Genomic DNA, 24219 nt, shown 5'->3' on the forward strand with positions numbered 1-24219 from the left:
TTTCAGTCTTGCGACCGTACTCCCCAGGCGGAGTGCTTAATGCGTTTGCTGCAGCACTAAAGGGCGGAAACCCTCTAACACTTAGCACTCATCGTTTACGGCGTGGACTACCAGGGTATCTAATCCTGTTCGCTCCCCACGCTTTCGCGCCTCAGCGTCAGTTACAGACCAGAGAGCCGCCTTCGCCACTGGTGTTCCTCCACATCTCTACGCATTTCACCGCTACACGTGGAATTCCGCTCTCCTCTTCTGCACTCAAGTCCCCCAGTTTCCAATGACCCTCCACGGTTGAGCCGTGGGCTTTCACATCAGACTTAAAGGACCGCCTGCGCGCGCTTTACGCCCAATAATTCCGGATAACGCTTGCCACCTACGTATTACCGCGGCTGCTGGCACGTAGTTAGCCGTGGCTTTCTGGTTAGGTACCGTCAAGGTACCGCCCTATTCGAACGATACTTGTTCTTCCCTAACAACAGAGCTTTACGATCCGAAGACCTTCTTCGCTCACGCGGCGTTGCTCCGTCAGACTTTCGTCCATTGCGGAAGATTCCCTACTGCTGCCTCCCGTAGGAGTCTGGGCCGTGTCTCAGTCCCAGTGTGGCCGATCACCCTCTCAGGTCGGCTACGCATCGTCGCCTTGGTGAGCCGTTACCTCACCAACTAGCTAATGCGCCGCGGGCCCATCTGTAAGTGATAGCTAAAAGCCATCTTTTAATACGAGACCATGTGGTCTCATATGTTATCCGGTATTAGCTCCGGTTTCCCGAAGTTATCCCAGTCTTACAGGCAGGTTGCCCACGTGTTACTCACCCGTCCGCCGCTAATCTTTGGGAGCAAGCTCCCTCAGATTCGCTCGACTTGCATGTATTAGGCACGCCGCCAGCGTTCATCCTGAGCCAGGATCAAACTCTCCAATAAGAGTATTGATTGCTCAATAAGTTTGTTACTTAGAATTAACGTTGACGCTTGTATTATGTTTAGTTTTCAAAGAACTAATTTGGAGCGGGTGATGAGAATCGAACTCACGACATCAGCTTGGAAGGCTGAGGTTTTACCATTAAACTACACCCGCAAATATTAAATTTCGTCTGGTCGGGAAGACAGGATTCGAACCTGCGACCCCTTGGTCCCAAACCAAGTGCTCTACCAAGCTGAGCTACTTCCCGATATAATATGGCGCGCCCGAAAGGAGTCGAACCCATAGCCTTCTGATCCGTAGTCAGACGCTCTATCCAATTGAGCTACGGGCGCATATTGTGAAGTGATTTAAAATCAGCGACTTTTCTATAATAACATCTCACACACTCAATTGCAAGTACTTTTTTAAAAAAGTTTTTTTGGTGCGGTCGAGAAGACTCGAACTTCCACGGGATCAACTCCCACTAGGCCCTCAACCTAGCGCGTCTGCCATTCCGCCACGACCGCGAATACATCAAATACAGTGCGGGTGAAGGGACTCGAACCCCCACGTCAAAGACACTAGATCCTAAGTCTAGCGCGTCTGCCAATTCCGCCACACCCGCATATGCAATTGAAATGGTGAGCCATGAAGGACTCGAACCTTCGACCCTCTGATTAAAAGTCAGATGCTCTACCGACTGAGCTAATGGCTCTAAAATGGCTGGGCTAGCAGGATTCGAACCTACGAATGACGGAGTCAAAGTCCGTTGCCTTACCGCTTGGCTATAGCCCATTGAGTTAACTTCACGAATATCTTCATCGAATATGCTGCATGAGCTTCTCCGCAAGAGGATATTCCCAACTATCCTTTGAAATCATATATAATAAAGTAGTTGCAAATTTATACGGTTTTCATGGTGGAGGATGACGGGATCGAACCGCCGACCCCCTGCTTGTAAGGCAGGTGCTCTCCCAGCTGAGCTAATCCTCCATTTATAAAGATAGAAATGGGAGGTAGGAATTTTGAATCCTACATCCCATGATTGTATGACCCGTACGGGATTCGAACCCGTGTTACCGCCGTGAAAGGGCGGTGTCTTAACCGCTTGACCAACGGGCCATTTTAAGCTGGCGGAGAAGGAGGGATTTGAACCCTCGCGCCGCTTACGCGACCTACACCCTTAGCAGGGGCGCCTCTTCAGCCACTTGAGTACTTCTCCATTGGCTCCGCAGGTAGGATTCGAACCTACGACCGATCGGTTAACAGCCGATAGCTCTACCACTGAGCTACTGCGGAATAATGTAGCGACATTCTTTATTATAAAAACAGACCTTCCTGTTGTCAAGAGCATCTGTTATTTATCTGTTTTTTGTCTGTCCGTTTTCGCGGCGACTTTTATAATTTATCACAGGAATAAACACGAGTCAATATTTTTTTACTTCAACTAATTTCCCAGAGCATTTTCCGCAAACATAACGATTTGTATCGATTCTTCTTTTTCTTACATATCCTATCCCACAGCCTTTACAGGTATACAAATATTGTTTTGAAGTTTTACGTTTCTTAACGGATTCTAATGGTTTACAAAATCGCGGAGCATCGACAGCTTTTAAGAGATTCCGAAAGTCACGATCGCGATGCTGGTATCCCTTCCCTTCAAGATGCAAATGGTAATGACAGAGTTCGTGTTTAATGATTCCCACCAACTCATCGATGCCACGCTCCTGATAATATTTAGGATTTAATTCGATGTTGTGGGATTTCAATAAATACCTGCCACCGGTCGTTTGCAATCGATTATTGAATGTTGCTTTATGAAGGAATGGTTTTCCAAAGGACTCAAGAGAAACTTCTTCCACGATTTTTTGCAACTCAAACTGTTCCATTTTTTACTTCCTTTCCATCCTTTTCGAACAGGACGTACTGTATGTGCATACACTATATATACTCAAACGTGCAATTTGGCAACTGTAATTACTATAGTATCATTCTTTTTGTTTTCCTGAGGATAAAAGTTATTTACGAGGAGGTTTAGGGTATGCCTACTTGGTTTCAGAATCAAATAAAACGTGCCTTTTATGAAAAAAATCGATACCAAATTAAAGTTTTGAATCAATGCTGGTATTTTTATAGAAAAAAACACTGCTCTTAAAAGCAGTGTTTTCATTTTTAGCTTTGTGGCGGTAGCATTGTTAATGCGACCCTACCTTTTTTTACATCGACGTCGTCAATCCAGACGGTTACAACGTCACCAACTGAAACAACATCAAGTGGGTGTTTGACGAAGTTTTTACTAAGTTTAGAGATATGAACTAAGCCATCCTGCTTAACCCCAATATCTACGAAAGCTCCAAAATCTACAACATTTCGGACAGTTCCTTCGAGCTCCATTCCTTTTGCAAGGTCTTCAAGCTTAAGGATGTCTTTTTTAAGTAATGGTTTTGACAACTCATCACGCGGGTCTCGTTCTGGGCTGACTAAAGCTTCTGTTATGTCGTGAATGGTAATTTCACCGATTCCTAATTCAGCAGCTATTTCTTCTGGGATAATGGATGAAATGGCTTCTTTTAATTTTTCCGATCCTAAATCGTTGCTTGTTAAACCGAATTTTCCAAGTAGTTTTTTAACCTCTTTATAGTTTTCTGGGTGAATCCCTGTGCGATCCAATGGCTCGTCTCCATCAATAATACGGAGGAACCCAATACATTGCTCATAGGTTTTTGCACCTAGACGCGGAATATCCTTCAATTCGCTTCTATTCTTAAATTTACCTTGTTCCTCACGTTTTTTCACGATATTGTTAGCGACCGCTTTTGATAGTCCTGCTACATATTGCAACAAGGATGGAGATGCAGTATTTACATTTACACCAACCTTGTTAACAACTGTTTCAACAACAAATGTTAGCTGTTCATTTAGCTTTTTCTGGGAAACATCATGTTGGTATTGACCGACGCCTACAGACTTCGGATCAATTTTTACAAGTTCAGCTAATGGGTCCTGAAGTCTTCTTGCAATCGATACAGCACTTCTTTCTTCAACATGAAAATCAGGGAATTCTTCACGTGCAATCTCAGATGCAGAGTACACACTCGCCCCCGCTTCATTCACTATGATATAAAAGATTTCTTGATTCACTTCTTTAAGAACATCCGCAACAAAGCTTTCCGTTTCTCTTGAGGCCGTACCATTTCCGATAGCTACCATTTCTACCTTAAATTCTTGTAAAACGGATTTTATTTTTTTAATAGCTTCATCCCTTTTATTCACTGGTGGATGCGGATAAATTACACCTATATTAAGAACTTTTCCTGTTTCATCAACTACCGCAAGTTTACATCCAGTACGGTAGGCAGGGTCCACTCCAAGAACAATCTTCCCTTTAAGTGGCGGTTGTAAAAGTAGATTTCGAAGATTTTCTGAAAAAATATGAATGGCACGATCTTCAGCTTTCTCCGTTAGCTCTTTTCGAATTTCCCTTTCAATCGACGGCTGAATAAGACGTTTGTAACTATCCTCAATTGTTTCCACAATATAAGGAGTTGCTGGAGAATTTTCCGTTTTTACGATTTTTCGATTTAAAAAGGTTAAAATTCGGTCGAGAGGAGGTTCAATTGACACTCGTAAAATCTCTTCTTTTTCCCCACGGTTCATCGCTAGGACACGGTGTGGAACGACCTTGTGGATCGGCTCCTTGTATTCATAGTACATTTCATACACATTTTTCTCGTCTTTTTCTTGGTCTTTCACCGCTGTTTCAATGGTCCCTTGTTTGAACGTTTCATTGCGAATCCATTGACGAAAAGCAGCGTCATCGGAAATCCATTCTGCGATAATATCCTTTGCACCACCGATAGCATCTTCAGCACTCAGAACTTCTTTTTCCTCTGAAATGAATTGAGTTGCATATTGTTCAACATCCACATTCATCGGGAACGTAGATAACCATTCTGCTAATGGCTCAAGTCCTTTTTCTTTTGCGACGGTGGCTTTTGTACGGCGTTTTTGTTTATAGGGTCTGTATAAGTCCTCAACCTGCTGGAGCTTTGTGGACTTCACGATTTCCGCCTGAAGCTCATCGGTTAGCTTCCCTTGTTCAGAAATGAGGCGAATCACCTCTTCTTTTCGTGATTCTAGGTTTTGCAAATAAGTCCATTTTTCTTGAACATCTTTAATTTGCACTTCATCTAAAGACCCAGTTAGTTCCTTTCGATAACGCGCGATAAAAGGTACAGTATTACCTTCATCTAAAAGGTTGATTACACTGTGCACTTGCTTAGTCGTGATTCCAATTTCTTTGGCGATGGTTTTCACCATCATTTCGTTTGTTTGTAATATCTGACTCAAAACTGTTTCCTCCTACTTTCACTACTATCTCTATTTTACCAAAATTACCTCATCCAAGTACGGCTTGCCGAAGCTTTTTAATAGCACTTCGCTGAATGCGAGAAACATGCATTTGTGAAACACCCACGATTTTCCCTGTATCTCTCTGACTTTTCTCTTTTATATATGTGTAATAAAGAATTCTTTTTTCTCGTTCTGACAGAACATGGAGGGCTTTCTTAACATCTAATTTCTTTAACACCTTTTCGTAGCCTTTTTCCTTTTTTCCTACCGTTTCTAGGATGGTTTTCCCTTCCGAATCCGGATCAGTTGGCGTATCGATAGGCTGTGTATGATAGGCTTGTCTTAATTCGATTGCTTCTAGAACTTCCTTTTCATCTACTTGAAGATGATTTGCGATTTCATATATTTCTGGCTTCCTTTGTAAGTAACTTGTAAGCTCCTCTTCAGCCTTTATAATCTTAATTCCGAGCTCTTTTGCGCTTCTTGGTACATGAACACTCCAGGTTTTATCTCGTAAATAGTGTTTGATTTCACCGATAATGGTTGGGATCGCGAAACTGTGAAAGTTGTTTCCAATTGTTTGGTCATACCTTCTAATCGCACCTAAAAGTCCCATTCTGCCTACTTGGACGATGTCCTCGTGAAACGACTGGCCCTTGGAGTATTTCCAAGCAATTGAATGGATCACTTTTTCATACTTTTCAACGATTTCCCTTTCTGATTGTTTTGAGCCAGTTTTTTGGAAGTTCTGTATCAGCCTTTCTACTTCCTCACGTTTCGGACTTGTAGATTGCTTTCTCATTTTTTCCACCGCTCTCTTTTTTATTTGTCATGAAAGGTTGTTTGGGATAATCCCTATTATGTATTTCGATAAAAACGATGTGATTCCCTTCACATTCTGAGATTTGTTACACAAGTAAAATATTTTTGTAATATAACATAACGCAAAATAAAAGAAGCTACCACAGGGTAACTTCTCATAGACGTATCATATAAAATAATGAATTAAAAATCGATGAGTCCTAAACTAATTTGTAAGGCATCATCCACTCTGTCCATCATCTCTTCATCGAGATGTGTAATCTTATCGGTTAGACGCTGCTTATCGATTGTACGTATTTGTTCTAACAGAATAACTGAATCGCGCTCAAATCCATAGCGCTCTGCATCAATTTCAACATGTGTTGGAAGTTTTGCTTTTTGAATTTGGGCAGTTATAGCTGCGACAATGACTGTGGGACTAAACCGATTCCCGATATCGTTTTGGATGACAAGAACAGGACGAACGCCTCCTTGCTCTGAGCCAACAACTGGGGAGAGGTCTGCAAAATAAACGTCGCCACGTTTTACAATCAAATGATTACCCCCCGCTAACTAAGCGTTCTACGGTGTGGTCAGCCTCAGATTCAGCCAAAAAAGCCTCCGATGCAATAGTAAGGTTAATTTTCGCCATTTCCATGTAACCGCGTCTCATAGATTCTGTAATCTGGCGCTTCTTTCTCTCACGTAGATACATTTTTGTAGCCTGATAAATCAGTTCATTTCGGTTACCGTTTTCTTGTTTCACTAGGCCATCCAACTCACTAATTAAGTTTTGTGGTAATCGTACTAGAATTTCTGTTGTTGCGCTGGATTCAGACACAAACATACACCTCCACCAACTTGCCACCATTATTCTACTCCAATCTTAATAATACCATTATTATGATTGGAAGCAAAGCTTAATCCCATCAATTCTTATTTATTATCGACATTTAGAATTGGTTTTTATGCACATCTTTTACAACGTTTCCAAAATCTTCATTCGGCTACACGCATAAAAAAAGAATGTACCCCATTTCTACAACTAATGTACTAACTTTTTCTACTAGTAATGTCTTAATAACGGATTTCTCACTTCAATTATTCTCTTATTTCTTAAAAAAATACGCGGAACACGAAAACTTATTGAACATGTGACCTCGTAGTTAATTGTTTCAAGCGCCTTTGCTACATCGTCAACACTAATGAATTTGTCGTTTTGTCTTCCAATTAAGGTAACTTTTGTTCCAACGGAAAGTTTCTTTGGAAGACGGACCATAAATTGGTCCATACAAACGCGACCGATGATTTGGCATAGTTCACCGTTAACTAAAACATGCGTATTTTGTAGTTTTCGGATCCACCCATCCGCATAGCCGACCGGGACGGTTCCCACCCACATATCTTCATCCGCTGTAAATGTTGCACCGTAACTTACTTTTTCCCCTTTCGCAAGTTGTTTTACATGGACAAGCTTACTGTGGAAAGAAATAGCTTGTTTAAGCTCATATGGAAGCTGGTCTTTTATTTCTAAAGATGGTGTCAATCCATACATTCCTATACCAAGTCTTACTGCATTAAATACTCTTTCTGGGAAACGGTAACCAGTTGCACTGTTTCCGCAATGGATCATTTTTGGTTTGTTCGGGATCCACTCAAGCATTTTTAGGAAATTCTGATACTGCTGGTCAAAATAGGAGGTATCTATTTCGTCTGCTGTTGCGAAATGAGTAAAAACGCCTTCAAGTTGAACTTGAGGATGTTGCTCAATTGTTGCAAGGATTGTTTCTAGTTCGTCTTTTTTTCTTACGCCAAGACGACCCATCCCTGTATCAAGTTTCAAGTGCAGGTTAAGTGGAGTACTGCCGTGATAGTTTTCAATGACATGATCTAGACATTCTTGACTATAAATAGTGAGTGCTATATTGTGTTGTGCAGCAATCATGGCGTCGGTTGGACGTGAAGCTCCGAGAACGAGTATGGGTGCATCAATTCCTTTATGACGCAAGGAAATACCTTCATCAATAAAAGCTACCGCAAGATAGGTTGCACCCGCTTCAAGTGCCGTTTTTGCAACCTCAGCATCTCCATGACCATATGCATTTGCCTTAACGACTGCCATAATGTCCACTTGTTCTGGTAAAAAGCTTTTCATGTTTTTCACATTTTCAAAAATGCTGTCTAAATCAACTTCAACCCACGTATCGCGATAAAAATGGGTAGAATCCATGAGTATACACCTTCTTAGATTAATTGCTATTACGATATATAAGTTCGATTTTAAACCTCATTTTGTCCATGTCAATGGTGTTTTTTGTTATACCCTTTTCTTATACCCATCTTAACATATGATGGAAAAAATAAAATATGAAAGGGAAATTCTAAAATGCATGACAAAGACCCCTTTGGGTGGTCAAAGGGGCCTTGCAAATTTCTTATTTAAAAATTAACACCTTCCCAACTGTACCATCAGTACTTTGACCAACAACACGGAATTTCAGACCGTATTCAGGAATGTTTCGCCCTGCGTCGACCAAGCCCGGGTTGCTGTAGTCAGCACTGTCATCAAATAAAGGTGTGCGTTGTGTAAAGTTATCCTTTAGTGTTACTCCTAATAAATCAGTGTAATCCAAGAACATTTTCTCTGTTTTATCTAAGCTAAATGCAGCATCGTGCAGTTGATATCGGGTTGAACCTACAGCTTTATCGCTCCAGCTTACAGCATGCTGGTCAGCATCGACAACTCCTAAGAAACCATCTCCAGGATGGACGCCTGTCCAGTTGTTGTCATAGCTTTCATCGACATACCACACTACTAAACCTGGGTCATATGACATAAGGCTTGCACCACGGCGGATGTTCTTTAAGCCTACATCGACACCATTATGGGATCTCCATTCTAATAAATAGTAATGAGGAGATGTATATTTACCATCATGCTTTGCAAAACCATCTAATGTAAATTGAGGTTCTCCCTCTGCTCCATCAGAGAACACGACGTCGGCATCTGCCTTTACAGTTATATTATCTGCAAAGAAGCCGTCAAGATTTGTAGCCCAGTCGGTCATTGAACGGAATTGAAGCTGAATTTTTTGACCTGCATAGTCACTTAAATCAATCGATTCATGAACCCACCCATTACTTGAGCCAGTGTAGCCTGGGAGGTTTTCTTTAATCGCCGGATATCCACTTGGATGAATAACGTCGGTAGTTCTATTAGTTGATAAAGACTCCCACGTCTTGCCGCCGTCCGTTGATACTTGAACCATCGCGAAATCCCAATCCTGCTCAATGTTATACCAAGCATCGAAGTCAAGAGTTGCACTCGTTTTTCCTGTTAAATCAATGTTAGCAACCATTTTGTGGTCAGCCTCATCGCCTTTACCGCCGAAATACTCAAAGTCTCCAGCTGCAGGTGCATTTAAAACATTAACCTTGTCTGGTAAATCAACTCGTACAGCATCATTATTCGTACCTTTTGTTACTGCTTCATCAAGCAAAATCTCAGTACCCTGTTTTGTAATATCATCAGCTTTAATCGTTGTCCCACTTAACCAGTTCCCACCATGCCATGCTTGAAGCTTTTCTTTAGCATAGGCACTCATTCCCGGTGGTTCTGTTCCCGGAATAGCACCAGCCCAACTTCCACTTGCCATGACGGACCAGTAGGCAACAGCTTCACCTGCTCCACTATACACCGTGTCATACTCATCAGGTAGACCAAGATCATGTCCGAATTCATGTACAAACACACCTGCAGCTCCATCTTCTGGTTCAATTGTGTAATCATAGGCACCTAAAAGCCCTCCAAAACGGTCACTGTTTGAAGTTCCCCCAGGCACCGCACGTAGAGCTCCTAGGTTCCAACGGTGTGACCAGATTGCATCTCCTCCAAGTGAGCCTCCACCTGCCTCTTCACCGACACCAGCGTGGATTACCATTAGATGGTCAATGATTCCGTCTGGCTCATTGTATACTCCGTCATTATCATAATCGTCACGATCCCAAACGTCATATTCACTTAAATCAACATTTGGGTCAGCTCCAGCTTTTGCAAGGGCCTCCATAACTAATTCACGTGGACGTGCATCTGATCCATTTTCATCTGGATAGTTCCCACCATAATATGCTGCAGGGTGGTCTGCCGTATACCAGCCCGCAACTGTTCCATCAACTGTATAGCTTCCACCTGACTGTTGTTCATAGTATTGCTTCATGGATAGTAAATTTTCTCCATTTGGACCTTTATATCCGTCTTTACCGAAAATCATATCTTGAAAATGCTCATGAGTATAATCTTCATACCACATATCTGTTTCGTCTTTTGTAATGGAGCTTTTTTCATAATCAGGGAAATCGATGGCTAGGACTAAAACTTTATCGCGGCGCACTTCACCATCATAATTTTCCTTTTCAACTGAATCTATTTTGTTTTTCTTAGCTTGTCCAAGCTTGTTCCCCTTTCCATTTTTCAAGCCATTGTCATTTGCTTTAGTAGCAGATTTAAGATTCGCATCCAGCCCTTTTGGTAGCTTGTCCTTTGTATTACCAGAGTTAGCTGCTTTTGCTTGTAGATATGTTTTCAATACCTTCTCTGCTTCGGCTGGTGATGCATTTTTTGCTATTTTTCCGTTTTTCTTGAGCATTTCAATGAGTTTTTCATCGTTTGCAATTCCTAGATCGATTGGCGAACCATGTGAAGCTAGTTTTGAGGATACATCTGATGCGTTAGCTTTAGGTGTCATGGTTGGACCCGCTACTAGTCCAACGCTTAATGATAATGCAAGTGCTGTGGTTAAAATCTTTCGTTTCTTCAACTTCATACCCCTCCTAAAAATCTGGTTTACATTCCGTACATTTTTAGCCTTAATTCTGTGTAAATCCAACCCCCTTCAAGACTATAGACAATCCTTGCTTAGATAATGTAACAGAATCTTCAAAAGAAATTTGTAGAAATACAATATGTAGAACTTTTTTCGTTCGTTAAATTCTACGTTCTCTCTACTCCATCCGACAATATCTTTCGATGTACGAAATAAATAACCTAGTAATTTGTCGAGATTTTAAAATAAAAAACAGGTCCGATCATTCGGACCTGTGATTATATATTTATTTTACTGACTTACTTTGTACTGTACGTGCGACGGAGATTAACTCTTCTTGAGATAAGTCATCAGAAGCAATCATGAATTCAGCACCATTGTATGTCCAGGAAATAGATTTATCTGTAAGGGTACCCACTGTGAATCCAAGGTCAACAGGTTCACCACTTAGTGAAATCGTCGTAGCAACCTCTGCAACACGTGCCCTTTCTTGAATCAATGTGAAGGTTTTCTCTCCACCGAATGTCATAATCACTCGTGTACCATTTTCAGTTTCCATTTTCTTTTCTTCTTTTAATTCAACACCAGCAAGTGCATCCTCTGAAGGATAGAGAACTTCAAGTGGCTGCTTATCTACTTCGCCCATAACTGGGATTTCATCTAAAGTAGCAGAAGACATATTCTTATCTACATCAAATGCTGATTTATCAAAGCTTGCATCAAATTCTACTTTTTTAAACTCCACAAGTAGCAGGACTTTTCGATCCGGATCCATCACCTTTACGGAAACAGGTTTTAAATCCTTCTTGCTAAAGGTAATTTCTTGTTTTGGTAGCATATTATTATTTTTATAGTTTGTTTTTGTTTCAAAAACATATTGATCCTTTGTAGCTGTAAACTTCGCTTCTGGATCTTCCTTCACATCATGCACCAAGGACTCAAACAAATAGGCTTGGCTGCTGTTTTCTGGCCAATCACTTTGAAAACGGAAGCTCTTATTAAGTGCAGGCGTTAACACAAACACACCTTCTTCATTACGTAAAATCATTTGGCTTTGATCTTTTTCTGCATTTTTTAGGTTTACGCGATAGAAAGTTGGATCCTTGTGCCAAATTTCCACTTCGTACACCTGTGGATCATTACCAGTTTGAAGCGTCATCTTTGCATCTGCTTTATAGCCTGTCATCTTTTGCACCTTTTCATCTAGTGCGCTAACCACATCTTCCTGTGATTTTTCCCCACATGCCGCGAGTACAAGGGCAATGAGTAGCCCTAATAACAACAAAAATACTTTTTTCTTCATTTCTTCTTCAACCCCTTTGCCTCTTATCGACTATTGGTTGAGACAAAGTCTACTACTAGATGAACAGGTTAGGAATCATTCCCGTGCTTATTAGGACCCCCATCATTTTTAACTGAGTTTTTCTAAACTCTATCTCCAGTTTACGTACTGCTACGTGTAAACTAAGAAAAAAACCACACTGTTCACCATACTCGTACACCTTGTCTCACCTACCGCAATAAAAATATATGAGACAAAGTTGTGTAATATGCAGACTAGCTTGACAAGCTTTCTAAAATTACTTGTGCAACGGCATACTCTTTACTGTGAGAAATGGATAAATGAGCCTTATAATTCAAGGGCTTGGTAAGGACTGGCTTACCATGCTCATCTGATAAAACCTCGATATCTAAGAAGCTTACATTCTCACCAATCCCGGTCCCAACTGCCTTTGAATATGCTTCCTTGACCGCGAAACGTCCAGCAAGAAACTCAATTTGACGGGATTCTGATAAACGAAAAAATTTTTCTTTTTCTCCGTCTGTTAAAATCCGATCTACAAACTTTTTTTGTCTATGTAAAATCTTTTTAATACGTTCAAGCTCGACAATATCGATACCTGTACCAATGATCATTTCATAAATCCTCTCTTCTATATAAAAACTTTCAATCATAAGATGGTACAAACTCTTTAAAGAATATAGTACGATAAAAAAGAAAATCAAATACACCTTGGCGTATTTGCGCCCGATTTTTTTTTAGGCCCACACGAGGTGGGTCACAAAGACGTTGTCACAGGATGTGACGATCTTAGTCTGAGTTCCTTAACTTCAGTCAGGGATAAACCCTGTACTGAGTTGTTTCTTGTTGCATTTAGCACACCATATCATAAAGTGGAGTCTAATACTGAATAAAGTTAAAAGGAGAATCAAAATGTTTATTCGGACTGAAAGCTTTCGTCAATTTTTACGATTATATCCTATTATATCAATAATCATCGCGATTCATATCCTACTCTGGCTGCTAATCTTTTTGTCCCTACCATTTGGGACGACACTTCTGCAGCACATGATTGGGTTTAACTTCTTGATTTCCGAGGGAGAATATTGGAGACTTGTTACGCCGATTTTTGTACATAGTGGGTTTGGTCATATGTTGTTCAATTCATTCTCACTTGTTTTGTTTGGCCCTGCATTAGAAAATATGTTGGGTAAAGTCAAATTTGTCATTGCCTATCTTTTAACCGGGATTCTTGCAAATCTAGCAACCTTCTACATCGAGCCACTGGAATTTGCCCATGTCGGTTCATCGGGTGCCATTTTCGGATTGTTTGGGATTTACTTATATATGGTTGTATTCCGAAAAGACTTAATCAATCAAATGAACTCACAGCTAATCATCACTATTTTAGTGATCGGCCTAGTTATGACCTTTATCAATTCAAATGTGAATATTGTGGCCCATATCTTCGGTTTTATAGCTGGCGCAATCGTTGCACCACTTGTTTTACCGAAAACCTCTGGTCAGCCGCAGATTATTATGGCAAGTGATACCTCATATCGACCACGCATGAGGATTCCTAGACAATTTTCAATAAAGCATCTATTATGGTTGGTTATTATCATCTTAGTGATTCTCGGAATTTTCCTTTAAAATCAACAAGGAGCTAAAGTGACTTTAGCTCCTCTTCTTATTCAACGGTTATTTCTTCTGTCAAATTCTTATTGCGTTTTGTGTACCATTCCCAAATAACCCAACAATCTGAGTCATCCAAATCCTTTACCTCAAATCCCTTGCCTGTCACTGCCGATTTAATAAAGGTCCGAACTGAACCAAGTTCTTTTTTTCTTTGTAAAAACGATTGTTTGTTGTCCATCGATTGAATTCGCTTTTTATGATGGAGAACAGTTACTTTACTAAAAAAGCGAAATTGCAGGGTCAGCTGATCATCAACGATACTCCAGCCCGCTACTTTATAGCGACTATAGCCTAAAATTGCCCCTATTGGTAAAAGGAGTAACCCTAGATAGCCCCATGCACTGAAAACATATGACAGCATAACGATAGCTGGGACGAATATAATAAAAAACAACATTCCCCTAAACATATATCTCCACTTCGCCTTTGGTGGTACAAAGTTTTCAACATCTTTCATCTGGTAATCCGGGACAAAATGCCGTAGTAAATCATTAATCGCTGATTTTTTGACTAAAGGAAATAGCACTGTCGAAAAATCTTCTCCTTTATCAAGCGAGCCACCCGCGCTTTCAATATAGACCGTTGCATAACCCAATGGCTGTCTAATTAAATTCTCACCAATGCGTATAGCCTGAATACGCGTTAATGGAATGGTTGTCTGCTTTTTTTCAATCAAGCCTCTCGTAATGAACAACTCATCTTCCCGTTTAACAACTGTAAAATTGGCATAGCGCAATGTCATAATTAAAATGCCAACAAACCATGCAATAAACAAGAACAACGCGATTAAGACAATGATATATATTAATATTGATAGACTGACAAATTTTTCGATCGTATTATATAATTTTTCAAAAGGTAAGTATTCAGCAAACTGACTCAGGAATGCCAGGACACCAGAGATCACAATTCCAATCCCGCCTGACGTGGATGCTAGAACAAGTAATTCCTTTGATGTAATTTGATAGGTAAATTTCGTATGCTGTGTTTCAATTTCTTCTTGATGGTTCTTTGAACGGGATAACAGTTCACGTAATTGATCGGCCTCTTCTTCTTTGATTGCGGTTAAAACGGCTTCAGCTTGCATACCCCCACCAGCTGTTTCCACCTGCAGCTTCACCAATCCAAAAATCCGTTGAATGATACCCGCAGAAACATCAATCGTTTGAATTCGCTCAATTGGAATAAAGCGTTTTTTACGGACAAACACACCATATTCAATTCGTAATTCTCCACTTTCAATCCTGTAAGTATACCGATACCAATGAAGTATCCCGAATACTAACAATAAAAAAACGACAACACATGCACCTAATAAAAAATACGTTTCAAAATCATCTCCAGGTCCGACAAAAAAGAGAAAAATAAACGGAAGTATCAATTCCTTCAGCTGCTTTAAGAAGCTTAGAAAGCCCGCAACTGGGTGCATACGGCGTGGTTCAAATATCATCTTCATCCACCCTCGCTAATCTTGAGATGGAATCACGCAATTGGTCCGCTTCTTCTAAATCAAGCGCGGGTATTTCATGAACCGTAGCTGCTGTTGAAATTGTAACGCTTGCTAAATGATGTTTGCGAAGCAATGGACCCTGTTGTGTATCTACGTGTTGGACACGGTTCATCGGGATAATCGTTCTTTTGACAATTAATACCCCACGTTGAAGGTCAATTTCATGTTCATGTACCTCATATCTCCACCGCTTCCATTTGAGCTTTGGTAAGATAAAAATGGTTAAAATCGATTCGAGTAACGATAGAATTAGCAGGATTGTAAAAATCCAAAACGGCCAATCAAAAATGATGGTGAGGACTAAAACGGCAATCGTACCAATCCAACCAATCAAAGAAGTAATAATTGCAGATGTTTTCCATACTGTTAAGGCACGTTCACTTATCCGATTTTTTGGGATATCTCTCATCATCCGACCAACCTTTCCCCCATTGGAATATTTTTCATATCAACCTTTTCAGTATAAATGATTTTGTCGAAATATCATACATAAAAAAACAGTGCACATAAATTGCGCACTGTTTTTTACTATTAATTTTCGTTTTTACGGAAGTTGCCGCGACGATTGCCACCACTTGAAGAATAACGATTTCCACCTGATCCTTGACGTCCACCATTACCACGTCCACGATCTCGGTTTCCACCCTTATAACGTCCGCGATCACGTCCACCGCGGTTGTTATTATCTCTATTGTCTCTCTTCACACGAACAGGTGCTTCTTCAGTTAATTTAACTGGTGTTGCGTCTGGCTCTTTTGTCATTAACTTAATCGCAGCTGCAACAACAGAAACTGAATCATGCTCTTCTAAAAGCTCTTCAGCGATACGAGTGTAATAGGATAAATTATTGGACTCGATCATCGACACGATTTTTTCCATCGTAATTTTTTGTTGACCTTCTAAAGCCTCATCCAATGTTGGTGGCTTCATTTTGTCCATTTTACGTTTTGTTGTATTTTCAACATTCTTAAGTTGACCAATTTCACGTGGTGTAACGAAAGTCATCGCCATACCTGTTTTACCTGCACGACCTGTACGTCCAATACGGTGAACATAGCTTTCTGGGTCTTGAGGAATATCAAAGTTGTAGACATGTGTTACACCGGAAATGTCTAGACCACGTGCTGCTACATCTGTCGCAACTAATACTTCGATAGATCCTTCTTTAAATTTACGTAATACCGATATACGTTTCGCCTGGCTAAGGTCACCGTGGATTCCTTCAGCCGCATAGCCTCTTAGAGTCAAGGCTTCAGAAAGCTCATCAACACGACGCTTTGTACGTCCAAAGATAATTGCCAATTCTGGAGATTGGATATCTAATAGACGAGTTAACACGTCGAACTTCTTCTTTTCTTGTACTTCTAGGTAGTACTGTTGAATATTCGGTACAGTCATTTCTTTTGTTTTTACTTTTACAACTTTTGGGTCTTTCATGAAACGCTCAGCAATGCGTTGAATTGGACCTGGCATAGTTGCAGAGAAAAGCAGTGTTTGGCGTTCTTCAGGAACTCCTTTTAAAATCGCCTCAATATCCTCAATAAAGCCCATGTTTAACATTTCATCTGCTTCATCAAGCACCACTGTTTTTACATTTTGAAGCTTAAGCGTTTTACGGTTAATGTGGTCAATTACACGACCTGGCGTACCAACAATGATATGTGGGTGTTTTTTTAGTGAACGGATTTGGCGAGTGATGTCTTGCCCACCATAGATTGGTAAAATACGGACGCGGTTATAGCGGCCGATTTTATGAAGTTCTTCCGATACTTGAATCGCAAGCTCACGAGTTGGTGCAATGACAATTCCTTGAATGTTGTCGTTTTTTATATCGACATTCTCAATAAGAGGAATTCCAAATGCTGCTGTTTTTCCTGTTCCTGTTTGGGCTTGACCAATTACATCATGCCCTTCGAGTGCTAATGGAATCGTTTGTGATTGAATGGGAGTTGCTTCTTCAAACCCCATTTGATTAATCGATTTCATTAGATCTTCGCTAATCCCTAATTCGTTAAATGCTGCCAATTTTTTCATACTCCTTTTGCTAATCTATTTGTACAATGACAAAATTGACTTTTAGACGGGAAATCTGTATAGACACTGGGCTTTCGCCTCGTTTAAGCTGGATACAAATGAAGATTGTATTATGATCGCAAAACCTACACATAACGAGATATGCAACTGTAGGTAGGCATCTGCCTAGTATTTATAATAGACCAGAATCGAATTCTGCTTAAAAAAAGGACATTTTCCGTGAAGGTAACGGAAGTAATGCCCTTAGGGTTCACGTCCAAAAAGTTAATAAAAGGGCGCCACTAATGGGTTAGACGAGCAATGCCCTTTTTAACACTGTAGTTGTAATCTTACCACTACCCCATTAGAAATGCAATAAAGTGAAACTTCCAATGATTAGTATATACATTCTTTTGTTTGTTCATGTAAGAAAGAATCCACCTCTTCAAATAGTCTTTCCTGGTCTTCACCATAACAAACATGATGCTTTGCACATGGAAAAAAAAGGAGCTTTTTTTCAGTTGATGAGATAACTTGATGTAAGTAATGCGCACTTTTCATCGGCACAATTCCATCGCATTCTCCTTGGACGATTAAAGTTGGAACTTTGATAAGGCGAAGCTCAGGCCTAATTTTTCGTACTAACTTTCGAAATTCAATAGTTGCAGATAAAGGTGTATCCACTATTTTCTTTTTATAGCGCAAATAAAGTTCATTTTTATGAAGGTTTTTGTTTAATCCATCGCGAAGCATGATCCTAATATCTGCTACTAACTGCTTCGGATTGATATAATAAGCAGCCGCACTAAGTAAAACGAGCTTTTGAATAGGATAACGAGTTGCTAAATAGCCTGCAATGAGCCCACCCATTGAAAAACCAACAACAAACACTTTGTCACAAATGTGGAGGAGTTCGACTAGTTCTCTTTCAGCATGTTCAATCCATTCTGAGTAATGTCTTCCTTTTAAGGCTAGGGTCTCACCATGACCAGGTAAGGTGGGGGTACGGACGACCCAATCTGTTGAATGACGGATATACGTTGCAAGTGGCTCAATTTCATATGGAGCCCCTGTAAAACCATGTATGAACAAACAGCCAATCATGAAATAGACCACCTTTCAATCAATTACGCCTTGGCGTATTCATCAAAAAATAAATATTTTTGAAATAATTGTAATGTTTTTGTAACATTTTTCGTTTTCAAACGTACTAATAAGTAAGAAGCATTTAAGGAGGTTTTAAAATGGACAAGCTATTCAATGAAAAACCTGATTTTATGAAAGAACTATTATCTTACTCCTTAGGAATCTTACTTACTATTTTAATTATTCTTCCATTTATTAACTAGAAAAAAGCTCGGTAATTAGCACCGAGCTTTTTCTTATTTTTTGAAGGCAATGACGATTTCTTCAAGTTTCATTCCTCTTGAGCCTTTAACCAAAAGGATGTCCCCTTCAGATAAATACTTACGTAGGGCTTCAATGAGTTGTTCTTTATCTTGATATGCAAATACTCGGTCTTGTGGGAACTGCTCCCTTGCACCACTAGCAATATGCGCTCCTAATCTGCCATACGTAAATACATAATTAACCTTATCAGGTTGAATGAATCGACCCACTTCTTCGTGATATTCATTTTCTTTGTCTCCAAGCTCTAACATGTCACCTAACACAACAATTTTTTTACCTGCCGTTTGTAGATCATGGACTAAACTAATCGCTGCCTTCATAGATAACGGGCTTGCATTATAAGCATCATTAATTAATTTCGTTCCATTGATACCTTCAATTAATTCAAGTCTCATATTCGTGATTTTGATTTGTTTTAACCCACTTTCGATCTTATCCCAGGATAAGTCGAAATGTCTTGCCACAGCAATCGCTGCCATCGCATTGTTAACATTATGCTTGCCGAGGACTGGCACGTAAAATTCCTTCTTCTCCTGTTTATTAATTGAAAAGTAGGTTCCCTCGTTTTCCTGTTTGATCGTGAGTGGATATAAGTCATTTTGCTGAGACTCGCCAAAGGTTGTTGTCTGGATATCCATCTCTTTAACTTTTTCTGTTAAAAGAGGCTCATCCCCATGGTAAATGAGCAAACCTTCTTTTGATAATCCATCAACGATTTCAAGCTTAGCCTTTGCAATTCCTTCGCGGGAGCCAAGTTCCATCATATGTGATTCACCAATATTCGTAATCACAGCCACATCAGGGCGTGCTAATCGAGTAAGGAATTCGATTTCTCCGAAAGCACTCATTCCCATTTCAAGCACAGCAACCTCTGTATCTTCTTTAAGTCGTAAAATCGTTAAAGGTAAACCAATCTGGTTGTTAAGATTACCTTCTGTTTTTTGAACACGCATGGAAGTTGATAAAACCGCTGTAACCATGTCTTTTGTGGTTGTTTTCCCATTACTTCCTGTAATCCCCACCACTTTCATTGCAAGCTCATCACGGTAGCTTTTCGCGAGGGTTTGAAGAGCTTCTAACGTATCCTTTACAAAGATAACCGGGACTTGCTGTGGCGGATCCGGTTGGTCACTCCCCCACAACACAGCCGCTGCCCCATTTTCTATGGCTGCATTTACAAATTGATGGCCATTAAAGGTCTCACCGATGATTGGTATGTACAGATTCCCTGATGAGATGGTCCTTGTATCGATGGATACACCTTCGATTACGACAGTCTTGTGTTGCGGGTCAAGCTTTTCACCATTTGCCATCTGTTCGATTTGGGCTAAAGTCTTTTTAATCACAAGGTTCTCCCCTTTTCATGAAGAAACACTATTCAGAAGGAAGAATAGTGTTTCTAGTTGTTAAATCGTGTATTTGATCGTTTGTTTTTCAGTGTGACGCTCAATTGCAAGCTCTACTAATTTTTCAATAAGCTCTGGATAACTTACACCAGCCTCTTGCCATAGTAACGGGAACATACTAAATGGTGTAAATCCAGGCATTGTGTTGACCTCATTAATAATGACTTTTCCTTCTTTTGTTAAGAAGAAATCTGCTCTTACTAATCCTGAACAATCGAGGGCTTTGAATGCCTTAATCGCCTCTGTTTTGACGGATTCGTATTCCTCATCTGTAATATCAGCTGGAATAATAAGTGCTGTATCGCCATCTTCATATTTAGCTTTGTAGTCATAAAAGTCCTTCTTCGGTACGATTTCACCAACAACTGAACAGCTTGGGTTATCGTTTCCAAGGACACCAATCTCGATTTCACGACCAATGATCGCCTCTTCAATGATGACTTTTCGATCAAACATAAATGCTTCCTCAAACGCTTTTTCAAGGCTTTCCCGGTTTGTCGCTTTACTAATACCTACACTTGAACCAAGGTTTGCAGGTTTTACAAAGCATGGATAACCTAATTTTTCTTCAACCTTCGCATAAGCTTCTTCTGGCTTTTGCCTCCATTCGCTTCGAATATAGGAAACATATTTTGCTTGAACCAGTCCCGCTTGACCGAAGATGTTTTTCATAATGACTTTGTCCATACCTGCAGATGACGCAAGTACGCCGTTTCCGACATATGGAATGTTTACTAGCTCAAGTAGTCCTTGAACCGTTCCGTCCTCTCCGTTTGGTCCATGTAACAATGGGAACACGACATCAATCATTTCATCTTGATTTGATTGCTCTGCTGGGAAAAGTTCAGCATTTAAAGAAACTGGTGAAATTGGAGTTCCGGTTTCTTTTAGAACTAGTTTCTTTACGTCATCGACAGGACCAGTTAATTGGCTTCCGCGAATCCATTCGCCTTCTTCCGATATATAAATGGGATGAATATCGTATTTTGAGTGATCTAACGCTTTGATTACAGCTAATGCGGTTTGTAAGGAAACCTTATGCTCAGCTGATTTCCCTCCGTATAGCAAGCCTAGTTTGACTTTCATAAGCAAGCTTCCTCCTAAAAAATCAATATACCCTCTATTTTAACATTAACGCGATTATATTATATAACAATTACGTAACATTTCTATAATTTATTACATATGTCTAGAAAAGTGTCTGTCTAGGCTTGATCTTAAATTTTCGAGTAGAAATGGTAGTATGGCTATACTCTAAGTCAAGGAATTGCGTATTAACAATCTATAATTGCGCGTTATTAAGGGCGATTTGTGTCCTATTTTAGATAATCGCGCCTAAAACAGCAAGAATTGCGCGTTCTTAATTTTCCAGTCACCAAAAAAGCCTCAACGGCAGATACCGTCAAGGCTTTTACAAATTTATTCAAGTGCGCTGGCGCTTTGGCCAATGGTGTAGATTTGTTCTTGTAGGATGATCTTTTTGATTTCAAGTGATTTAATATGGTGACCGTCCATTTCAACGATTCTAAACTCATAATCCCCGTATGGAATTTTGTCACCAGGGTGGATGTCAATTTGTTCGGTTAAAATCCAACCACTAATTGTATCCACATCCGTATCATCAATGTGCAATCCAAACAAGTCGTTGACCTCACCGATTAAGACCTTCCCATCTAATATGGTAGTCGTATCATTAATTTTTTGGATGGCTGGTTTTTCATCTGTATCAAATTCATCGCGGATTTCCCCAACGATTTCTTCAATAATATCCTCAACCGTCACCAATCCAGAAGTTCCACCATATTCATCAATTAAGATCGCCATGTGAACGCGTTCTCTTTGCATTTTCGCTAATAATTCTTGAATTGGAATTGATTCAATTACATGAATAATCGGTCTCGTATAATCCTCAATTGTTTTATCATTTGCACCCGTACCTGTTACTACATCAGTAAGTAGCTCCTTTAGGTTAACCAATCCGATAATATGGTCCTTATCGCCATCAACGACTGGGTAACGAGTGTATTTCTCACTTGTCATAATCGTTAAAATCTCTTGGACTGATTTTTCCTTATCGAGAGCAATGATTTCGGTACGAGGTACCATGACTTCCTTTGCCACGCGATCATCGAATTCAAAGATTTTGTTTACATATTTATATTCAGACTGGTTAATTTCACCATTTTTATAGCTTTCAGATAAAATCAGGCGCAATTCTTCTTCTGTATGGGCAATGTCGTGTTCTGATATTCGCTTATAGCCGAATAATCCAGTTAACAAGCGAGCAGAACCGTTTAGCACCCAAATGAACGGATACATCAATCTATAGAAAAAGATTAATGGTCTAGCAAAGAATAAGGTAATTCTTTCTGCCTTTTGAATTGCAATTGTTTTTGGAGCGAGCTCCCCGACTACTACATGTAGAAACGTAATGATCAGGAACGCTAAAGCAATTGATAATACACTTGAAAATGAAGTTGGTATGTTTAACATACCGAATATTGGATGAAGTAAAGCCTCAACAGTTGTTTCTCCAAGAAAACCAAGTCCTAAAGCTGTTACTGTAATACCTAACTGACATGCAGACAGGTATTCATCCAGGTTTGAGACGACAGTCTTAGCAGCAATTGCGCTCCTGTTCCCTTCTTGTACGAGTTGGTCGATACGAGTACTTCTTATTTTTACAATCGCAAACTCCGACGCCACAAAAAAGGCGGTTAACGCAATCAAAATTGCAACCATGACTAAATTAAATATCTCCAAATGGTTTCCTTACACGTCCTCGACGAGTAAGGATTACACCTCCTAAATAGGTAAGTTTTTCATTTTTCATTTATGTTGTTTATACAAAGTATTTATGACAATGATTTTTTATTCTTTAAGAATGAATTTTTATTCTGTAAGTTTCATAACTATATGATTCTTGTATTCAAGTAAACAGAACCATGAGTAGTTTAGCGAGTGTCATGCTTTGTGTTGACATCTTACTCATCACAGATTTTTGTTGTTCTTCTGAGAGAGACTCAAGCATTGGCTTCATATCTTTTAATTCTGTTTCTAAATACTCCATTCGCTTAGAAAGTGCCTGTGTGTATTTCAAGACTTTCTCTTGCTCCACACGATTTGTGTGGAAAAGCTCTACCTTTTCCTTAATTTCAAGCAAAGGGATGTTTAATTCCTTATACTGCGCTACGAGATGAAGAGTTTCCACAGCCTCATCACTATAGAACCGATAGTTCGAGTCAGATCGTTCAGGAGTTAAAATACCTAGCTGTGTGTAATAATCAATCGTGCGCTTTGATACATTTGCTTCTTTTGCTAATTCTCCAATACGGTACAACTTCCCAACGACATCACCCCTTCTAGAGGATGTTCAAATGTCCGGTGAAAATGACACATCGAATTTCTTCGTTGGCTTGTTTTTCCGTTGCTCACGTATTCACTACATACGTTCCGCTACTCAAAACTGCGCCGCCTCGAAATGCTCGGTCCTTTTCATCCTCCTTTTGAACGCACTCTTCTATCAGACTTCTATTCTTCTATTATATGTAAAACAAACCGTACAGTCAAACGTGATGGTTTTTTCTGTACGGTTTGTTCTTTTTACTTTTTCTTTTGTCCAGGAGTAGCCTGTGTTTTCAGACTATAGAGACCACCCTTCAAGTGGGATAATGGTAAATCTCTATACCTTCTTCGTAACACTTTTGCAGCCTGTTTGCTTCGGATCCCTGTTTGGCAATATATAATAATGTCCTTATCAGTGGGGATCTCTACCTTGTTTCGTTTAATTTTAGATAAAGGAAGATTAATGGCCCCTTTAATATGGTTTGTTTGGTATTCATAAGGGTTACGCACATCTATGAGCGCAAATTCCTTCGGCTTTTTCATTCTTTCTTTAAAATCCGCTTCCGATAAATGTTCTAGGTTTTTTACAGGTCTAAAAGAATCGTAAATTAAAATAACAAAAATAACCCCTAATCCAATTTGCAGCCATGTAATTGTATCCATTTTTCAACATCCCTTTT

General features: G+C 39.8%; 20 protein-coding genes, 11 tRNA genes and 1 rRNA gene (1 of these 32 cut by a window edge). 2 read left to right on the forward strand and 30 right to left on the reverse strand.

Features of this window, described 5'->3' with window-relative positions:
• The 13 genes from RGU12_RS11910 to RGU12_RS11970 form a co-directional block, all read right to left on the reverse strand.
• Positions 1-918 (reverse strand): 16S ribosomal RNA (locus RGU12_RS11910) (it extends 634 nt beyond the left edge of the window).
• An 80-nt stretch (positions 919-998) separates the two neighbouring features.
• A tRNA-Gly gene (locus RGU12_RS11915) sits at positions 999-1072 on the reverse strand.
• 17 nt (positions 1073-1089) lie between these two features.
• Positions 1090-1166: transfer RNA gene (locus RGU12_RS11920), tRNA-Pro, on the reverse strand.
• A gap of 8 nt (positions 1167-1174) precedes the next feature.
• Positions 1175-1251, reverse strand: a tRNA-Arg gene (locus tag RGU12_RS11925).
• 87 nt (positions 1252-1338) lie between these two features.
• A tRNA-Leu gene (locus RGU12_RS11930) sits at positions 1339-1425 on the reverse strand.
• A 17-nt stretch (positions 1426-1442) separates the two neighbouring features.
• Positions 1443-1523 (reverse strand) — tRNA-Leu (locus RGU12_RS11935).
• 14 nt (positions 1524-1537) lie between these two features.
• A tRNA-Lys gene (locus tag RGU12_RS11940) sits at positions 1538-1613 on the reverse strand.
• A gap of 5 nt (positions 1614-1618) precedes the next feature.
• A tRNA-Gln gene (locus RGU12_RS11945) sits at positions 1619-1693 on the reverse strand.
• Positions 1694-1815: 122 nt separating this feature from the next.
• Positions 1816-1891 (reverse strand) — tRNA-Val (locus RGU12_RS11950).
• A gap of 57 nt (positions 1892-1948) precedes the next feature.
• Positions 1949-2020, reverse strand: a tRNA-Glu gene (locus RGU12_RS11955).
• 9 nt (positions 2021-2029) lie between these two features.
• Positions 2030-2120, reverse strand: a tRNA-Ser gene (locus RGU12_RS11960).
• A 2-nt stretch (positions 2121-2122) separates the two neighbouring features.
• Positions 2123-2197: transfer RNA gene (locus RGU12_RS11965), tRNA-Asn, on the reverse strand.
• A 128-nt stretch (positions 2198-2325) separates the two neighbouring features.
• Positions 2326-2787: a SprT family protein gene (locus tag RGU12_RS11970; RefSeq protein WP_309536357.1), complete on the reverse strand. Its 462-nt coding sequence runs from the start codon at positions 2785-2787 to the stop codon at positions 2326-2328.
• Between the two features lie 152 nt (positions 2788-2939).
• On the opposite strand from RGU12_RS11970, the gene cmpA reads away from it, so the two are divergent.
• Positions 2940-3053, forward strand: a complete 114-nt coding sequence (cmpA, locus tag RGU12_RS11975) for a cortex morphogenetic protein CmpA (RefSeq protein ID WP_116354596.1) — start codon at positions 2940-2942, stop codon at positions 3051-3053.
• Between the two features lie 17 nt (positions 3054-3070).
• Here cmpA and RGU12_RS11980 read toward each other — a convergent pair whose 3' ends face one another.
• The 8 genes from RGU12_RS11980 to acpS all read right to left on the reverse strand — a co-directional run bounded on the left by RGU12_RS11980 (position 3071) and on the right by acpS (position 12792).
• A complete protein-coding gene (locus tag RGU12_RS11980; protein ID WP_309536529.1) occupies positions 3071-5221 on the reverse strand; it encodes a Tex family protein in 2151 nt (716 codons plus the stop codon).
• Positions 5222-5297: 76 nt separating this feature from the next.
• Positions 5298-6053 (reverse strand): RNA polymerase sigma factor SigB, encoded by a 756-nt coding sequence (sigB, locus tag RGU12_RS11985; protein WP_309536358.1) that lies wholly within the window; start codon positions 6051-6053, stop codon positions 5298-5300.
• 203 nt (positions 6054-6256) lie between these two features.
• Positions 6257-6607 (reverse strand): type II toxin-antitoxin system endoribonuclease NdoA, encoded by a 351-nt coding sequence (gene ndoA / locus RGU12_RS11990; protein WP_010284636.1) that lies wholly within the window; start codon positions 6605-6607, stop codon positions 6257-6259.
• Positions 6608-6611: 4 nt separating this feature from the next.
• Positions 6612-6893 (reverse strand): CopG family ribbon-helix-helix protein, encoded by a 282-nt coding sequence (locus RGU12_RS11995; RefSeq protein WP_010284645.1) that lies wholly within the window; start codon positions 6891-6893, stop codon positions 6612-6614.
• A 225-nt stretch (positions 6894-7118) separates the two neighbouring features.
• Positions 7119-8282: an alanine racemase gene (gene alr / locus RGU12_RS12000; RefSeq protein WP_309536359.1), complete on the reverse strand. Its 1164-nt coding sequence runs from the start codon at positions 8280-8282 to the stop codon at positions 7119-7121.
• A gap of 205 nt (positions 8283-8487) precedes the next feature.
• Positions 8488-10869 (reverse strand): immune inhibitor A domain-containing protein, encoded by a 2382-nt coding sequence (locus RGU12_RS12005; protein WP_483867252.1) that lies wholly within the window; start codon positions 10867-10869, stop codon positions 8488-8490.
• Positions 10870-11161: 292 nt separating this feature from the next.
• Positions 11162-12178, reverse strand: coding sequence for a LolA family protein (locus RGU12_RS12010; RefSeq protein WP_309536362.1), 1017 nt, complete (start codon positions 12176-12178; stop codon positions 11162-11164).
• Positions 12179-12432: 254 nt separating this feature from the next.
• Complete coding sequence (acpS, locus tag RGU12_RS12015) at positions 12433-12792, reverse strand: holo-ACP synthase (protein WP_116354587.1); 360 nt, start codon at positions 12790-12792, stop codon at positions 12433-12435.
• Between the two features lie 298 nt (positions 12793-13090).
• Between acpS and RGU12_RS12020 the strand changes: the two genes are divergently transcribed.
• Positions 13091-13810 (forward strand): rhomboid family intramembrane serine protease, encoded by a 720-nt coding sequence (locus RGU12_RS12020; protein WP_309536363.1) that lies wholly within the window; start codon positions 13091-13093, stop codon positions 13808-13810.
• Between the two features lie 37 nt (positions 13811-13847).
• Here the strand turns inward: RGU12_RS12020 and RGU12_RS12025 are convergent, their stop codons facing one another.
• The 9 genes from RGU12_RS12025 to RGU12_RS12065 form a co-directional block, all read right to left on the reverse strand.
• On the reverse strand, positions 13848-15305 hold the full coding sequence (locus RGU12_RS12025) for a PH domain-containing protein (RefSeq protein WP_309536364.1): 1458 nt from the start codon (positions 15303-15305) through the stop codon (positions 13848-13850).
• Positions 15295-15774, reverse strand: a complete 480-nt coding sequence (locus tag RGU12_RS12030; protein WP_309536530.1) for a PH domain-containing protein — start codon at positions 15772-15774, stop codon at positions 15295-15297. Before RGU12_RS12030 ends, RGU12_RS12025 begins: the two co-directional genes overlap by 11 nt.
• 122 nt (positions 15775-15896) lie before the next feature.
• A complete protein-coding gene (gene cshA, locus RGU12_RS12035) occupies positions 15897-17390 on the reverse strand; it encodes a degradosome RNA helicase CshA (RefSeq protein ID WP_309536365.1) in 1494 nt (497 codons plus the stop codon).
• Positions 17391-17774: 384 nt separating this feature from the next.
• Positions 17775-18482 (reverse strand): alpha/beta hydrolase, encoded by a 708-nt coding sequence (locus RGU12_RS12040; protein ID WP_309536366.1) that lies wholly within the window; start codon positions 18480-18482, stop codon positions 17775-17777.
• Between the two features lie 278 nt (positions 18483-18760).
• The gene (locus tag RGU12_RS12045; protein WP_309536367.1) at positions 18761-20134 is read right to left on the reverse strand and encodes a UDP-N-acetylmuramoyl-tripeptide--D-alanyl-D-alanine ligase; all 1374 of its coding nucleotides are present in this window, start codon (positions 20132-20134) and stop codon (positions 18761-18763) included.
• 60 nt (positions 20135-20194) lie between these two features.
• Positions 20195-21280, reverse strand: coding sequence for a D-alanine--D-alanine ligase (locus RGU12_RS12050; RefSeq protein ID WP_309536368.1), 1086 nt, complete (start codon positions 21278-21280; stop codon positions 20195-20197).
• 333 nt (positions 21281-21613) lie between these two features.
• Positions 21614-22936 carry a hemolysin family protein gene (locus RGU12_RS12055; RefSeq protein WP_309536369.1) on the reverse strand — a complete coding sequence of 441 codons (1323 nt, stop codon included), beginning with the start codon at positions 22934-22936 and terminating at the stop codon, positions 21614-21616.
• Positions 22937-23123: 187 nt separating this feature from the next.
• Positions 23124-23534: a MerR family transcriptional regulator gene (locus RGU12_RS12060; RefSeq protein WP_309536370.1), complete on the reverse strand. Its 411-nt coding sequence runs from the start codon at positions 23532-23534 to the stop codon at positions 23124-23126.
• 263 nt (positions 23535-23797) lie between these two features.
• Positions 23798-24202 carry a rhodanese-like domain-containing protein gene (locus tag RGU12_RS12065; protein WP_309536371.1) on the reverse strand — a complete coding sequence of 135 codons (405 nt, stop codon included), beginning with the start codon at positions 24200-24202 and terminating at the stop codon, positions 23798-23800.
• Between the last annotated feature and the right edge of the window lie 17 nt (positions 24203-24219).

The organism is Ferdinandcohnia sp. QZ13 (assembly GCF_031324165.1).
Taxonomy (GTDB): Bacteria; Bacillota; Bacilli; order Bacillales; family Bacillaceae_L; genus Ferdinandcohnia.

Excerpts from the sequence above, each read along its gene's own strand:
- RGU12_RS11970 (WP_309536357.1), bottom strand. The coding sequence starts at position 2,787 with ATGGAACAGTTTGAGTTGCAAAAAATCGTGGAAGAAGTTTCTCTTGAG.
- cmpA (WP_116354596.1), top strand. The coding sequence starts at position 2,940 with ATGCCTACTTGGTTTCAGAATCAAATAAAACGTGCCTTTTATGAAAAA.
- RGU12_RS11980 (WP_309536529.1), bottom strand. The coding sequence starts at position 5,221 with ATGATGGTGAAAACCATCGCCAAAGAAATTGGAATCACGACTAAGCAA.
- sigB (WP_309536358.1), bottom strand. The coding sequence starts at position 6,053 with ATGAGAAAGCAATCTACAAGTCCGAAACGTGAGGAAGTAGAAAGGCTG.
- alr (WP_309536359.1), bottom strand. The coding sequence starts at position 8,282 with ATGGATTCTACCCATTTTTATCGCGATACGTGGGTTGAAGTTGATTTA.
- RGU12_RS12010 (WP_309536362.1), bottom strand. The coding sequence starts at position 12,178 with ATGAAGAAAAAAGTATTTTTGTTGTTATTAGGGCTACTCATTGCCCTT.
- acpS (WP_116354587.1), bottom strand. The coding sequence starts at position 12,792 with ATGATCATTGGTACAGGTATCGATATTGTCGAGCTTGAACGTATTAAA.
- RGU12_RS12020 (WP_309536363.1), top strand. The coding sequence starts at position 13,091 with ATGTTTATTCGGACTGAAAGCTTTCGTCAATTTTTACGATTATATCCT.
- RGU12_RS12025 (WP_309536364.1), bottom strand. The coding sequence starts at position 15,305 with ATGATATTTGAACCACGCCGTATGCACCCAGTTGCGGGCTTTCTAAGC.
- RGU12_RS12030 (WP_309536530.1), bottom strand. The coding sequence starts at position 15,774 with ATGAGAGATATCCCAAAAAATCGGATAAGTGAACGTGCCTTAACAGTA.
- RGU12_RS12040 (WP_309536366.1), bottom strand. The coding sequence starts at position 18,482 with ATGATTGGCTGTTTGTTCATACATGGTTTTACAGGGGCTCCATATGAA.
- RGU12_RS12050 (WP_309536368.1), bottom strand. The coding sequence starts at position 21,280 with ATGAAAGTCAAACTAGGCTTGCTATACGGAGGGAAATCAGCTGAGCAT.
- RGU12_RS12055 (WP_309536369.1), bottom strand. The coding sequence starts at position 22,936 with ATGGTTGCAATTTTGATTGCGTTAACCGCCTTTTTTGTGGCGTCGGAG.
- RGU12_RS12065 (WP_309536371.1), bottom strand. The coding sequence starts at position 24,202 with ATGGATACAATTACATGGCTGCAAATTGGATTAGGGGTTATTTTTGTT.